At 70.2% G+C, this 12,444-nt stretch carries 15 protein-coding genes; 6 read left to right on the top strand and 9 right to left on the bottom strand.

Annotated features, from left to right (window positions below):
- The first annotated feature begins 82 nt into the window (after positions 1–82).
- The 4 genes from DMB42_RS43755 to DMB42_RS43740 are packed head-to-tail and all read left to right on the top strand — an operon-like array spanning position 83 to position 4,090.
- Positions 83–1,240 carry a cupin domain-containing protein gene (locus DMB42_RS43755; protein WP_125645537.1) on the top strand — a complete coding sequence of 386 codons (1,158 nt, stop codon included), beginning with the start codon at positions 83–85 and terminating at the stop codon, positions 1,238–1,240.
- Entirely contained in the window at positions 1,237–2,079 is an 843-nt protein-coding gene (locus tag DMB42_RS43750; protein ID WP_125645535.1) for a fumarylacetoacetate hydrolase family protein, read from the top strand. The genes DMB42_RS43755 and DMB42_RS43750 overlap by 4 nt, the downstream gene beginning before the upstream one ends.
- Entirely contained in the window at positions 2,079–2,789 is a 711-nt protein-coding gene (locus DMB42_RS43745) for a maleylpyruvate isomerase family mycothiol-dependent enzyme (protein ID WP_125645533.1), read from the top strand. The genes DMB42_RS43750 and DMB42_RS43745 overlap by 1 nt, the downstream gene beginning before the upstream one ends.
- A 26-nt stretch (positions 2,790–2,815) precedes the next feature.
- A complete protein-coding gene (locus DMB42_RS43740; protein ID WP_125645531.1) occupies positions 2,816–4,090 on the top strand; it encodes an FAD-dependent oxidoreductase in 1,275 nt (424 codons plus the stop codon).
- 13 nt (positions 4,091–4,103) lie between these two features.
- Here the strand turns inward: DMB42_RS43740 and DMB42_RS43735 are convergent, their stop codons facing one another.
- From DMB42_RS43735 to DMB42_RS43705, 9 genes are all read right to left on the bottom strand, one after another.
- Positions 4,104–4,934, bottom strand: a complete 831-nt coding sequence (locus DMB42_RS43735; protein WP_125645529.1) for a CU044_5270 family protein — start codon at positions 4,932–4,934, stop codon at positions 4,104–4,106.
- Entirely contained in the window at positions 4,927–5,499 is a 573-nt protein-coding gene (locus DMB42_RS43730) for an RNA polymerase sigma factor (RefSeq protein ID WP_125645527.1), read from the bottom strand. Before DMB42_RS43730 ends, DMB42_RS43735 begins: the two co-directional genes overlap by 8 nt.
- A gap of 105 nt (positions 5,500–5,604) precedes the next feature.
- A complete protein-coding gene (locus DMB42_RS43725; RefSeq protein WP_125645525.1) occupies positions 5,605–6,708 on the bottom strand; it encodes an acyltransferase family protein in 1,104 nt (367 codons plus the stop codon).
- On the bottom strand, positions 6,705–6,881 hold the full coding sequence (locus tag DMB42_RS53790) for a hypothetical protein (protein WP_185845176.1): 177 nt from the start codon (positions 6,879–6,881) through the stop codon (positions 6,705–6,707). The genes DMB42_RS43725 and DMB42_RS53790 overlap by 4 nt, the downstream gene beginning before the upstream one ends.
- Positions 6,882–6,968: 87 nt before the next feature.
- Positions 6,969–7,637: a DUF305 domain-containing protein gene (locus tag DMB42_RS43720; protein ID WP_125645523.1), complete on the bottom strand. Its 669-nt coding sequence runs from the start codon at positions 7,635–7,637 to the stop codon at positions 6,969–6,971.
- Positions 7,634–8,245, bottom strand: a complete 612-nt coding sequence (locus DMB42_RS43715) for a DUF3105 domain-containing protein (protein ID WP_125645521.1) — start codon at positions 8,243–8,245, stop codon at positions 7,634–7,636. The genes DMB42_RS43720 and DMB42_RS43715 overlap by 4 nt, the downstream gene beginning before the upstream one ends.
- A gap of 107 nt (positions 8,246–8,352) precedes the next feature.
- Positions 8,353–8,490: a hypothetical protein gene (locus DMB42_RS53785; RefSeq protein ID WP_185845175.1), complete on the bottom strand. Its 138-nt coding sequence runs from the start codon at positions 8,488–8,490 to the stop codon at positions 8,353–8,355.
- 16 nt (positions 8,491–8,506) lie between these two features.
- Positions 8,507–8,863, bottom strand: a complete 357-nt coding sequence (locus DMB42_RS43710; protein WP_125645519.1) for a BlaI/MecI/CopY family transcriptional regulator — start codon at positions 8,861–8,863, stop codon at positions 8,507–8,509.
- A 56-nt stretch (positions 8,864–8,919) separates the two neighbouring features.
- Positions 8,920–9,834: a LysR family transcriptional regulator gene (locus tag DMB42_RS43705; protein ID WP_125645517.1), complete on the bottom strand. Its 915-nt coding sequence runs from the start codon at positions 9,832–9,834 to the stop codon at positions 8,920–8,922.
- A 165-nt stretch (positions 9,835–9,999) separates the two neighbouring features.
- Between DMB42_RS43705 and DMB42_RS43700 the strand changes: the two genes are divergently transcribed.
- Both DMB42_RS43700 and DMB42_RS43695 read left to right on the top strand, forming a co-directional pair.
- A complete protein-coding gene (locus DMB42_RS43700) occupies positions 10,000–11,742 on the top strand; it encodes an adenine deaminase C-terminal domain-containing protein (RefSeq protein ID WP_125645515.1) in 1,743 nt (580 codons plus the stop codon).
- Between the two features lie 33 nt (positions 11,743–11,775).
- Positions 11,776–12,444: a YitT family protein gene (locus DMB42_RS43695; RefSeq protein ID WP_125645513.1), complete on the top strand. Its 669-nt coding sequence runs from the start codon at positions 11,776–11,778 to the stop codon at positions 12,442–12,444.

Here is a 12,444-nt window from a genome sequence, read left to right as displayed (position 1 = left end):
GGCCGGCGGCCTGTCCGTTGGGTAAATTCCGCAGAGCAGAATTACCGTTTCTCCAAAGCGTGACAGCCGCACCATTGACCGTATGAGCATCCCAACCTCCCCCGTACGGCTCCGCGCGGCCGACGCGCCGGACCAGCCCGCCGTCACCCCCGCGCTCGAAGAGCTCTACCGCGGTTTCGAGCAGGAACTGCTCGTACCGCTGTGGACGGAGATCGGCGACCTGATGCCGGCTCATCCGCGTTCGCGCGCGGTGCCGCACGTGTGGCGCTGGGAGAACCTGCGGCGGCTGGCCGCCCAGGCGGGCGAGCTGGTCCCGGTCGGCCGCGGCGGGGAGCGGCGGGCGATCGCGCTGGCCAACCCCGCCCTGGGCGGACGACCGTTCGCGACGCCCACGCTGTGGGCCGCGATCCAGTACCTGATGCCCGGGGAGGACGCTCCCGAGCATCGCCACACCCAGCACGCCTTCCGCTTCGTCGTCGAGGGCGAGGGCGTGTGGACGGTCGTCGGCGGCGACGCCGTGCCGATGCGGCGCGGCGACTTCCTCCCGCAGGCCGGCTGGAACTGGCATGCCCACCACAACGCGACTCTCGAACCGATGGCCTGGCTCGACGGCCTGGACATCCCCTTCCAGTACCTCACCGAGTCGCAGTTCTTCGAGTTCGGCCGCGACGAGATCAGCGACGCCGAGCGCGTCACCCCCGAGCGGTCCCGTTCCGAGCGGCTGTGGGCTCATCCCGGACTGCGCCCGGTGTCGGCCGGCGAGCTCGCCCCTGGCACGCCGCTGCTGTCCTACAAGTGGGAGTTCACCGACCGCGCCCTGGCCGACCAACTGGCCCTTGAGGCCGAGGGCCACGGCGGCGTCGTCGAGCCCGGCCACGCCGCCGTCCGCTACACCGACCCCGCCACCGGGGCCGACGTGCTGCCCACGCTGCGCGCCGAGATGCACCCCGTCGCGGGCGGCGCCGAGACCGCCCCGGTACGCGAGACCGGCTCGTCGGTCTACCAGGTCTTCGACGGCTCCGGCAGCGTGACCGTCGGCGACCGGACCTGGACGGTCACCCGCGGCGACCTGTTCAGCGTCCCGTCCTGGCAGCCCTTCTCGGCCCGGTCGGAGGCCGGCTCCACCGACTCCGACTCCGGCGCCCTGGACCTGTTCCGCTTCAGCGACAGCCCGGTCTTCGAAGCTCTCCGGCTCAACCGCACCCACCGTGACCCCCGTACCGAAGGAAACGCCCGATGAAGCTCGCCACTGTCCGCGTCAACGGCTCGACCCGCGCCGTACGGCTCGACGGCGACCGGCTGGTCGACCTCGGCGCCGCCGATCTCGGCGCGTTCCTGGCCCAGGACGACTGGGCCGCCAGGGCCGCCGCCGCCGACCCGGCCACGACCTACCCGGTCGCGGACGCCGACTTCGCGCCGGTCGTCCCGAAGCCGTCCAAGGTCGTCTGCGTGGGCCTGAACTACCGCAACCACATCCAGGAGATGGGCCGCGACCTGCCGCAACACCCGACGCTGTTCGCCAAGTTCGCCGACTGCCTCGTCGGGGCCACCGACGACATCGCCAGGCCCGAGGAGACCGCGGAGTTCGACTGGGAGGTCGAGCTGGCCGTCGTGATCGGAAAGCCGGTCCGCCGCGCCAGGGGCGCCGAGGCCGAGGCCGCGATCGCCGGGTTCACCGTGCTCAACGACATCACCTGCCGCGACTGGCAGTTCCGCACCCGCGAGTGGTTGCAGGGCAAGATGTGGGACTCCTCCACGCCCGTCGGCCCCTACCTGGTCACGCCGGACGAGCTGCCCGGCGGCGTACGTCCCGAGCTCGACGTCACGCTCAGCGTCGACGGCACGGTCATGCAGCAGGACAACACCGGCGACCTGCTCTTCGACCCGGTGGCGCTGGTCGAGTACGTCTCCACCGTCGTGCGACTCAACCCGGGCGACCTCATCGCCACCGGCACCCCCGGCGGCGTCGGCCACGCCCGTACCCCCAAGCTCTACCTGACCGGCGGCGAGCGTGTCGTCACCGAGATCCAGGGCATCGGACGGCTCGACAACACCGTGGTGAAGGACGGAGGCGCCTGATGCGCCGTACCTTCGACGACACCCTGAGCTGGACCGCGACGGGCACCGCGCTGCTGCTCGACGCCGTCGCCGGGTGGGGCGAGGAGCAGTACCTCGCCCCCTCCGGGCTGCCCGGCTGGACCCGTAAGCACCTGGTGGCGCACGTCGCGGCGAACGCCGACGCCCTGCGCAACCTGGTGCGCTGGGCGGCAACCGGCGAGCGCACCCCGATGTACTCCTCGCGCCGGCAGCGGGACGCCGACATCGAGGCCGGCTCCCGCAAGCCGGCCGCCGAGCTGGACGCCTGGCTGCGCTCGTCGGCGGAACGGCTCGGCGCGGACGTCGCGGAGCTGGACGGCGACCGCTGGAGCGCCGAGGTGGTCACCGCGCAGGGGCGGACCGTCCCCGCGACGGAGATCCTTTGGCTGCGCTCCCGCGAGGTCTGCGTCCACGCCGTGGACCTGGCCGCCGGGCTCAGCTTCGCCGACCTGCCGGCCGGGTTCCTGGCCGCCCTCGCCGACGACGTCGCCGCCAAGCGCGCCGCCGCCGCCGGGCCCGCGGTCGTCCTGTCGGCCGCCGACACCGGCGACCGCTGGGAACTGCCCGGCGAAGGCGGGCCCGCCACCGTCGAGGGCCCGCTCGCGGGCGTCGCGGCGTACCTGGCGGGCCGGCCGCACGACCTGACCGACTCCGACGGCTCGCCCGCGCCCTCTCTGCCGGCGTGGTTGTGAACGTCCCGGCTTCGAAGGAGAGCACCGTGGCCACCTCCCCCGTCTCCGCGAACCCCGCCGACCCCGCCGACGTCCTGGTCGTCGGGGGCGGCATCGGCGGCCTGAGCGCGGCCTTCGCCCTGGCCCGCGAGGGCCTGCGGGTGCGCGTGCTGGAGCAGGCCCGCGAGTTCGGCGAGGTCGGCGCCGGTCTCCAGATCGCGCCCAACTGCACCCGGATCCTGCACGACTACGGCCTGCTGGAGGAGGTCAAGAGCCTCGGCGTGCTGCCGCGGAGCATGGTGATGCGCGACGCCGTCGACGGCGGTGAGCTGACCCGCCTGGACCTGGTGGACCTGGAACGCGAGTACGGCTTCCCGTACATGGTGGTGCATCGCAGCGACCTGCACGGCGTCTTCCTGCGCGCCTGCCGGGCCGCGGGCGTCGAGCTGGTCACCGACGCCCGCGTCGACGGGTACGAGAACACCGCGTCCGGCGCCCGGGTGCTGCTGGCGGACGGCCGTACGGACGAGGCCAGGATCGTGATCGCCGCCGACGGCCTGCACTCGGTCGCGCGCCGGCTCCTGATCGAGGACGAACCGGTCAACTCCTCCTACGTCGCCTACCGGGCCGCGGTGCCCATCGGGCAGGCCGGCCGGGACGTGGACCTCAGCGAGGTCTCCGTCCACGTCGGCCCGCGCTGCCACTTCGTCCAGTACGGCCTGCGCGGCGGCCAGATGCTCAACCAGGTCGCGGTCTTCGAGTCCCCCAAGGCCCTCGCGGGCGAGGCGGACTGGGGCACCCCCGACGAGCTGGACGCCGCCTTCGACGCGACCTGCCGGGAGGTCCGGGCCGGCATCCCGCTGATGTGGCGCGACCGCTGGTGGCGGATGTTCGACCGCGACCCGATCATGACCTGGGTGGACGGCAACATCGCGCTGCTCGGCGACGCCGCCCATCCACCGCTGCAGTACATGGCACAGGGCGCGATCATGGCCATCGAGGACGGCTGGGTCCTCGCCAGGCACGTCGCCGCCCGCCGCGCCGCCGACGGCTCGATCGACTGGCGGGGAGCCCTGGCGGCCTACGATGCCGTCCGCCCCGAGCACTGCCGCCGCGTGCTGACCACGGCCCGCGCCTGGGGCGAGTTGTGGCATCTGGACGGCGTCGCCCGCCTCCGGCGCAACACGCTCCTGCGCGGCCGCGACACCTACGACTACTCCTTCACCGACTGGATCTACGGCCCCACGGCGCTGACGCCGGAGGAGGAGCCGCCGATGTTCACGCCCATCCCCCTGGACCCCGTCACGGCCCTGAACGGATGAGGCCCGGCCCGTCCTAACGAGGAGGCTCGTCCGTCCAGCCGGTGGTGACCGCGATCCATCCGTTGGAGAGGCTAAAGCTTCCGTTGCCGCCGAGGAGGAAGTTGGTACGGGTCACCCGGGCCGTCCCGGGATCGACGACCAGCTTGATCGGCCTGATCTCATCAGGGATCAGCAGTCTCTGACCGCCTTCGACCGTGCCCTCGCTCCGCACGCCGGGCATCTCGGCGAGCAGCCGGAACGCCGTCGAACGGACCTTCGGCGGCGCGGGCAGCTCGGAGATCAGCGCGATCAGCGGGAGGAGGGGATCGCCCCGCTGTTCGGACGGCAACATCGCGCGCTCGTCACCCTGGAGCCCGGCGATGCTGGCCTTCAGCTCCTCCGGATCGGTCGGCAACCCTTCGAGGTAGGCGAGGTCCACCTTCGCGCCCTTGAGCGAGAAGGCCGGCGCGACGACGGCGAGAGGGGAGCCCGGCCCGTCCTTGGACCAGCACCGTCCGTCGCGGGTGGTCCAGCTCTCCGTCACCGTCGGGTCCCGTCCCTCCATCGTGCGGCTGACGTGCCAGTACGTGCCGGAGCCTTGGGGGGTGCGTTCCGCGCTGACGGCGGCCATGAGCAGCACCTCCCTGCCGGAGGCGGCCGGTACGCCTTCGGGCGCGGCCACGCCCGTCACGAGCACGGCGGCGACCGCCGCCGCGGTGGCGGCCAGGCCGAGCCCCGGCGCGAGCCACCTGGAGCGGCGGCGGCCCCGCATCCGTTCCTGGAGCCGTCTCCTGCTGCGGCCGGCGGCCTCGGCGGACGGCTCGGGCTTGGTCAGCAGGGTGGCGAGGGCGTCCAGGTCATCCATGGGCTGTCTCCTTGTCGACGATGGCGAGGATCTTGCTGCGCGCCCGGCTGAGCCTGGATCCGACCGTGCCGGTGGCGATGCCGAGCGCGTCGGCCACCTCGTCGTAGTTGAGCTGGCCGAGTGCTACGAGAAGCAGGACGTCGCGCTCCCCGTCGGACAGCGCGGCGAGGGCCTTGGCCAGGTACGGCCGCATGCGCTGTGCGGCGACGGAGGCGACGACCCGGTTCTCGTGGCCCTCCGCGAGGGGTTCGGGAGCCAGCCGGGCCAGGGCCCGGTAGTGGCGCATCTCCTTGCGCCGGTGCCTGGCGATCAGGTTGGTGGCGATGCCGAACAACCAGGGCCGCATGCTCTCGTGTCCCGGGTCGAACCGGTCGCGCCGGTCGAAGGCCAGCAGGAACGTCTCGGCGGTGATGTCCTCGGCGATCTGGGTGTCCAGCCGGCCGGCCACGTACAGGTAGATGTCCCGGTGGTAACGGTCGTGCACGGCGGTGAACAGCTCAGGGTCGCTCCGGCAGGCGGCGGCGAGTTCGGCGTCGGTCACCTGTCCGACCGCTCGGGCGGTCACGTTGTCGTCTCCGGCATGGTCCGCCTTATCGGTGATGGGTGCGGTCACCCATACTTCGCCGCAGGGCGGAATCGCCTTCCGTGGAGCCCGGACCCCACTGGAGGGCTACTTCGAGGGGCGCCGGTAGAGCCAGGTCAGGCGGGGTTCGAGCACCCACTTGAACAGGTCGCGGGTCTGCGGCAGGCACAACACGATGGTCAGGGCGAAGCAGCTCGACAGGATGGCCAGGGCGCCGAGCGGGCCGAAGAGCCAGGGGAAGGACAACCACCCCTGCTCCTTGGCGACGAGGACGACCACGCCGTGCAGCAGGTAGCAGTACAGCGTGCGGGTGCCGAGCTCGGTGAACCAGGTCTCGCGCCTCGGCACCAGCGCCAGCACGGCCAGGCACATCGCCAGCGCGCAGACCAGGAGCGCCGCGCGCAGGCCCAGCCCGGTGTACCAGGACAGGTCGAGCGTCTTGAAGCTGGCCTTGTAGTAGAACGGGCTCAGCTTGGCGCGCGGCGCGACGTACAGGGCAACGGCAGCCGCGCCGGCCAGGACCGCGACGCCGACGGGCTTGACCCACCGCCTGCCGAGCAGGTCGAAGTGCTCCGGGCGCATCACGAGCCCGATGACGAAGAAGGGCATGAGCCCGAAGAAGCGGTCCATGCTGAAGTCACCGGAGATCTCCGAGAACCCGGCCACCAGGTAGATCACGATCGCCACCGGCGCCGGGTACTTCATCCGCTTCCACACCGGGGTGGACAACCGCCAGAACAGCAGCGCCAGCAGGTACCAGTTGAGCCAGGCCGGATCGATGATCGTCAGGCTCCACTTCTGGCCCAGTGCGTAGCGGAGCGCGGCGTAGCCGACCTCGACGATCACGTACGGCACGACGAAGGTGTCGACGAGCTTGTTGGTCTTGGCGTCGGAGTTCCAGAAGTTCCTGGACAAATAGCCGCTGACCAGCACGAACAGCGGCATGTGGAAGGTGTAGATGAAGATGTACATGGCCCGCGCCGAGTCGGCCGCCAGCGTCGGCACGAGCGCGTGGCCCGTCGGCACGAGCGCGATCACCAGGAACTTGACGTTGTCGAGGAAGGGGTCGCGCTTCTTGATCGGCACGACCCGCTCGGCCTCCGGCACCGCCTGCCGGGGGACGGCCGCGACCGGGCCGGACCGCGCGGTGAGGGCCGTCCGCTGCTCGCCCGGCGTCGCGTCGCCGGTCATGGGGTGGATCGTGCCGGGCCGTCGCCCTGGCCTTCCTCGGGACGTACGACGTCCGCGACGCGGCCCTCGGTCTCCTTGGCCCGGCTCTCGGAACGCACCAGACGGACGACCCCGGCGATGAAGGCGCCCCCGACCACGATGGGAGGCACAAGAGCGGACACGATCTCGAACACGGAGACACCTCTTTCGGGGCCCGACGATACACCAGCTTCTACGGCACGTAGAAACGGCCTCGGCCGTCACGACCAGGGTGACGGCTCTCAGCCGGAGGGGGAAGGACTCTCGGCCGCGCCGCGTGCCGCCAGCATGCCGCGCATCAGCTCGACCTCCGCCTTCTGGGCCGCCAGGATCGACCCCGCCATCCGCCGCACCTGCGGCTGGCCGCTCCCCTGCGCCGCCTGAGCCATCTGCACACCGCCCTGGTGATGCGGGATCATCAGCCGCAGGAACAGGATCTCCGCCTCCTTGCCACTCGCCTGCTCCAGCTGCTTGAGCTGCTCACGGGTGGCCATGCCGGGCATCTGCACCGACCCCTGCCCCATCTTGGACATCTGCGCGGACCCCATGCCGGGCATGTTCTGGTGGCCCTGCCGCATCCACGCCATCCGGGGCTCCGCCGACGCCTGCGGCAGACCCCATACGTCCAGCCAGGCGTACATCTGCCCGATCTGCTGCTGCTGGGTGGTCGCGATGTCATAGGCCAGCGTCCTGACCTCACGATCGGTGGTCCGGTCCCGGACGATCAGCGCCATCTGCACGGCCTGCGCGTGATGGGCCTGCATGTCCCGGGCGAACCCGGCCTCCAGCGACTCGTCCCCCGGCGGACCCGCGGACCACAACCGCACGCCGAGCCCGGACACCGCCAGCGTCAGCACGGCGATCACCGCCACCAGCACCCCGCGCCGCCACAACACCGCCGGGAACCTCATGCCGACGGCTCCCCGACCCCGCCGCTGCACGACGCGCCCGGCTCGGGCGTGCCGGGGCCGTTGATGTTGGCACGCAGGAACGCCGTCAACCGCGGGTCGTCGGCGTTGTCGAGCTTGAGCTGCCTGCCCCACGCACTGAGCACGACCGGCGCGCTCAGCCCCGTGTACGGCGACACCACCACGAAATCACGCCCCTGGGCCTGCTTGAGCAGCACGTCCAGCTGCTCCTTGGGCAACCCCGGCCGGAAGGCGATCCAGACGGCCCCGTGCTCCTGGCTGTGCACGACGTTCTCGTTCCGCAGAGGCTTGGTGTAGATGCCGCAGTTCTGCCACTCCGGCGCGTGGTCACCGCCGACCGGCGGGGCCTGCGGGTAACTGACCGCCTTGTCGGTGTGGACGCGGCTGCTCACGTTGATCGTCTGGACCGCGTCCAGTGACCGGCCGGCCCGGTCGGCCAGCACGAACGCCGTGCCCGCCGCGGCCACCCCGGCGGCCACCACCACCGAGGCGCTGATCATGACGACCCGCCGCCGGCGCTCCGCGCGCCGCTGCTCGGCCTGCAGCGCGGAGAGCCGCTCCTTGAGCGTGCCCTCGGCGTTCTTGCCCATCCGCCTACCTCCGACCACGTGCTTCTCGCGTACGTAACTTCTACAGCACGTAGAATATGGAAGCCGTAAGTACGCGTCCCATCAGCGGCCGGCTCGGTGGCGCGTGCCTAGAGCGTGACGCACACCACCGGCGCGACCAGCACCGCCAGCGGCCCGCTCAGTTGCAGGACGGCCGCCGCGTAGACCGCCGCCGGCACCCATCCGAGCCGGCCGCGACCGTCGAGCAGGCGCTGCAACCGCTCCACCAGACGAACCAGGCGATCACCGCGTGGATCCGCTCTGCCCCTCCAGCGCCTCGCGCAGGGCGGCGGCCACCTCGGGCGTCACCGTGCCGACGAACCGCTGCACGGCCGCGACCACGTCGCCCGCCTCGTCGAGCGCCGCCCGCATGGTCTCGGCGACGAGCACGTCCTTGCTCTCGGTCGCCTTGTACAGGTGGGCCCGGCCGACGCGCTCGCGGGAGACCATGCCCTTGTTCGTCAGGCGCATCAGCACGGTCAGCACCGTCGTGACAGCGGGACGGGACGGCAGACCGGCCGCCAGATCGTGCGCGAACACGCCCTGCGGCTGCCGCCACAGAGCTTCCATGATCGACCGTTCGAGGTTGCCGAGCTGCATCTCACCCTCCTCGCGCCTTCTACCCCAGGTAGAAGGCTACTGCCTGCGGACTCGGCTCAGCCGGCCGTGTCGGCGACGAGGGACTCCAGCGTCCGGACGATCTCCTCGGCGAACAGCAGGCCGGCCAGGCCGTGCCCGTGCTTCTCGCGGCGGACGAGGGAGAGGATGTTGTTGCTGAACGCGCGGTCGCGGACCGGACGGTAGGCCAGCACGTCGTTGCGGTGTTCCTCGGCGATGTCGAACCTGCTCAGGAAGGCGATGGCCTCGCCCCCGGCGGCCAGCCGTTTCATCGTCTCGATCGAATTGGTGTGGAAGGCGGGCTCGACCTTGAGCCCGGCCTCGGCGAACGTGTCGGCGATGATGCCGTGGATCACCATCGACCGGTCCGCGAAGATGAGCGGATAGGCCGCACACTGCGCCAGCGGGATCGACTCCAGGCGGGCCAGCGGGTGTTCCGGCGCGATGACCGCCCCCAGCCGGGTGTCCATCTGCCAGCAGATCTCGACCTGCGACGAGGACGGGATGTTGAACCCCAATCCGAGGTCGGCCTCGCTGTCCGCGACCGCGCGCAGGATCTCGTGGGTGGACAGCGCGCGGATCGAGATCCGGACCTCGGGGTGGCGGGCGTAGAAGCTCACGGTGGCGGCGGAGACGATACTGCTGGCCAGACCGGTCATCGTGGCGATCACCACCTCGCCGCTCGGCAGCGACTGCAGGTCGCGGATCTCCGTCACGGCCTCGCGGTAGTCCAGGAGGGTCCTGCGTACGTGCGCGAGCAGGACCTCGCCGGCCGGCGTGGGCCGCATGCCGCGCGGCAGGCGTTCGAACAGCGGCTCGCCGAGCTCCTCCTCCAGGAGCAGGATCTGCCGGTTGATGGCCGAGGGCGCGACGTGCAGCCTCGCCCCCGCGGCCCGGATGGAGCCGTAGCGCGCCACCTCGTCGATGTAGTGCAGCAGGCGTGAGTGAAGCATGGGGGCCTCCCTGGCTGGACCGTGCTCAAAAAGCGTACAGTCCGTGCGAAAACGGCTGCTTGTCAGCAACGGTGCCGTGCCATTTCATAGCCACATCGCGTACGAGCGACGCACGGCCACGACGGCCGGCTGTTCATAGCCGGCCGAGAACGAAGCGAGGAAACCATGCTCCAACAGGAGAAGACCAGCCGGGTCTCTGATCACTACGACCACGTCCGGGCGGTCTTCGACATCCTGAGCGGGGAGGGTGAGGCAGACCTGCTGCTGCGGAACCTCAACATCCTGGATGTCCACAGTGAGACGGTCTACCAGGGTTCGATCCTCGTCTACGGCGAACGCATCATCGCCCTGAACCCGGACGAGTCGATCGTCCGGGTCCGTGAGGTCTTCGACGGCAAGGGCCTCTACGCGATCCCGGGCCTGATCGACGCGCACCTGCACTTCGACGCCCAGCTCGCCCACCCCGCGGCGTTCGGCGAGGCGATCGTGCCGAGCGGCACGACCACCATCTTCGCCGAGACCCTCGACTTCGCCAGCGCCGCCGGCGACGAGGCCGTCGAGGCCGCCCGAGCGCTGTTCAAGGACCACGAGAAGCTGCCCTACCGGATCTACGCCTTCGCGCCGGGGAAGAAGACGTCGGTCGAGGTCACCGACGCCATGCTGAAGATGGACCCGGTGATCGGGCTGGGCGAGCTCGCCCACCTGTCGTACATGACCGGTGACGAGGACGACTTCCGCAAGTCCGCGCTCGGCCGCGCCAACGGCGGTTTCGTGAACAGCCACTGGGGTGTGACCGCGCTGCCGGACATGTTGCTGAACTACATGCCCGCGATCGGCGCGCACAACAATCACGATGTCTGGAACGAGGACGACATCGAGAAGAGCATCCGGTACGGCTTCCAGACCCAGATCAAGTTCGGCGTCGGCAGCCCCGAGGTGATCAGGACCATGCTGCGCGCCATCGTCAAGCGCCGCTGGCCGGCCGAGAACTTCCAGATGTGCGCCGACAACATCTCCGTGGACCGCGTCCTGACCAAGGGGCACATCGACTGGGTGATCTCCCTGGCCGTCGAGATGGGCATGAACCCGATCCAGGCCATCAAGATGGGCACGCTCTACTCCGCGCGCTCCTTCCACATGGACCACGACTTCGGCTCGCTGGCCCCGGGCCGCTTCGCCGACATCGTGCTGACCGACAGCCTGTCGAAGATCAACCCGCTGTACGTGTTCAAGGGCGGCGAGCTGGTCGCCCAGGACCGCAAGCTCCTCAAGCCGGTCGGCCTCGACTATTCGGGCATGGTGCAGCAGCCCGTGCCGGGCCTCGCCGACCTGGCCCCCGGACAGCTCGACCTCACCCCGATCGAGGTCTCGGCCGACGGCGGCCGGGCGAAGGTGCTGCTCTTCGACGTCTACGGACGCGGCCACCTCAAGTTCGCGCAGGAGGTCTGGGTCCCGTTCCGGGACGGAGTGGTCGTGCCCGAGGTGGACGGCGTCACGCTGAACCGCATCTCGGTCGTGCAGCGGTACGCGGACGGCGCCCGCCATGTCGTCAACGGCCTGTTCAAGGGGGTCTCGATCGAGCGGGGCGCGGTGTCGACGTTCTGGCCGGCGCCCTTCGCGTACTTCGTGGTGGTCGGCACCGACAGCGGCGAGATGTGCGACAACCTCAGGAAGCTGGACGCCTACGTCGGCGGCTGCCTGGTGACCGACGACCGTCAGGAGCGGGCCTCGCTGCCCCTGGACATCTACGGCGTCATGGCCGACATGAGCCTGCCGGAACTGGTGGACGCGACCCGGTCGATCGACGCCGCCCTTGAGGAGCTGGGCAATCGCAACGAGGGCGAACCGGTCGTCAACAAGCTCCTGACCCTGTTCATCTCGCTGGACCGCTTCGGGTTCATGGTCTGAGGCGAACGACGGCGAACCGCCTCGGAGGCGATTGTGCTACAGCATGAAAAGGACGCCGGAGTCGCCGACACCGGCAGTCTGGTGCGGCGCTGGGTGACGTACGGCGCCGGCATCTACCTGTTGACCCTGGGGGTGAGCCTGGCCATCAGGGCCGGCATCGGCATCTCCCCGCAGAGCAGCCTCACCCGCACGATGACCCTGGTGTTCCCCTCGGTCAGCCAGGGCACGTTCAATTTCGTCCTCGAACTCCTGATGCTGGGGCTGACGTATCTCGTCCTGCCGAAGGACTTCAAGCTCAGGAACTTCCTGGCGCTGATCCCGGCCCTGGTCCTGGCCACGTTCCTCGACCTGAACCTGATGCTGACGAGCTGGATCGTGCTCGACGCGTACGTCGCCAAGTTCCTCCTCCTGGTGCTCGCGGACGCGACCCTGGCGTTCGGCCTGTTCCTGATGATCCGGGCCAATCTGGTGCTCATGCCGATCGACATGTTCGTCAACACGGTCTTCAGGCGGACGGGCTACAAGTGGGGCAACATCAAGACGGTCTTCGACTGCACGCTGCTGGTCGTCTCGGCGGCGATCGGCCTGATCTTCCTCGGCGCCCCGAACTTCATCCGTGAGGGCACCATCATCAACGGCATCCTCGTCGGGCAGTACATCAAGCTCTACTTCTTCCTGTTCAAGAAGTTCTCCCGGAGCTGA

This window comes from Nonomuraea sp. WAC 01424 (assembly GCF_003947315.1).
Taxonomy (GTDB): domain Bacteria; phylum Actinomycetota; class Actinomycetes; order Streptosporangiales; family Streptosporangiaceae; genus Nonomuraea; species Nonomuraea spiralis.
The sequence above is the reverse complement of the archived record's forward strand: the minus strand, read 5'-3'. Positions and strand labels throughout refer to the sequence as shown.

Excerpts from the sequence above, each read along its gene's own strand:
- DMB42_RS43725 (WP_125645525.1), bottom strand. The coding sequence starts at position 6,708 with ATGACCGGCGACGCGACGCCGGGCGAGCAGCGGACGGCCCTCACCGCG.
- DMB42_RS43750 (WP_125645535.1), top strand. The coding sequence starts at position 1,237 with ATGAAGCTCGCCACTGTCCGCGTCAACGGCTCGACCCGCGCCGTACGG.
- DMB42_RS43735 (WP_125645529.1), bottom strand. The coding sequence starts at position 4,934 with ATGGATGACCTGGACGCCCTCGCCACCCTGCTGACCAAGCCCGAGCCG.
- DMB42_RS43700 (WP_125645515.1), top strand. The coding sequence starts at position 10,000 with ATGCTCCAACAGGAGAAGACCAGCCGGGTCTCTGATCACTACGACCAC.
- DMB42_RS43705 (WP_125645517.1), bottom strand. The coding sequence starts at position 9,834 with ATGCTTCACTCACGCCTGCTGCACTACATCGACGAGGTGGCGCGCTAC.
- DMB42_RS43755 (WP_125645537.1), top strand. The coding sequence starts at position 83 with ATGAGCATCCCAACCTCCCCCGTACGGCTCCGCGCGGCCGACGCGCCG.
- DMB42_RS43720 (WP_125645523.1), bottom strand. The coding sequence starts at position 7,637 with ATGAGGTTCCCGGCGGTGTTGTGGCGGCGCGGGGTGCTGGTGGCGGTG.
- DMB42_RS43710 (WP_125645519.1), bottom strand. The coding sequence starts at position 8,863 with ATGCAGCTCGGCAACCTCGAACGGTCGATCATGGAAGCTCTGTGGCGG.
- DMB42_RS43745 (WP_125645533.1), top strand. The coding sequence starts at position 2,079 with ATGCGCCGTACCTTCGACGACACCCTGAGCTGGACCGCGACGGGCACC.
- DMB42_RS43715 (WP_125645521.1), bottom strand. The coding sequence starts at position 8,245 with ATGGGCAAGAACGCCGAGGGCACGCTCAAGGAGCGGCTCTCCGCGCTG.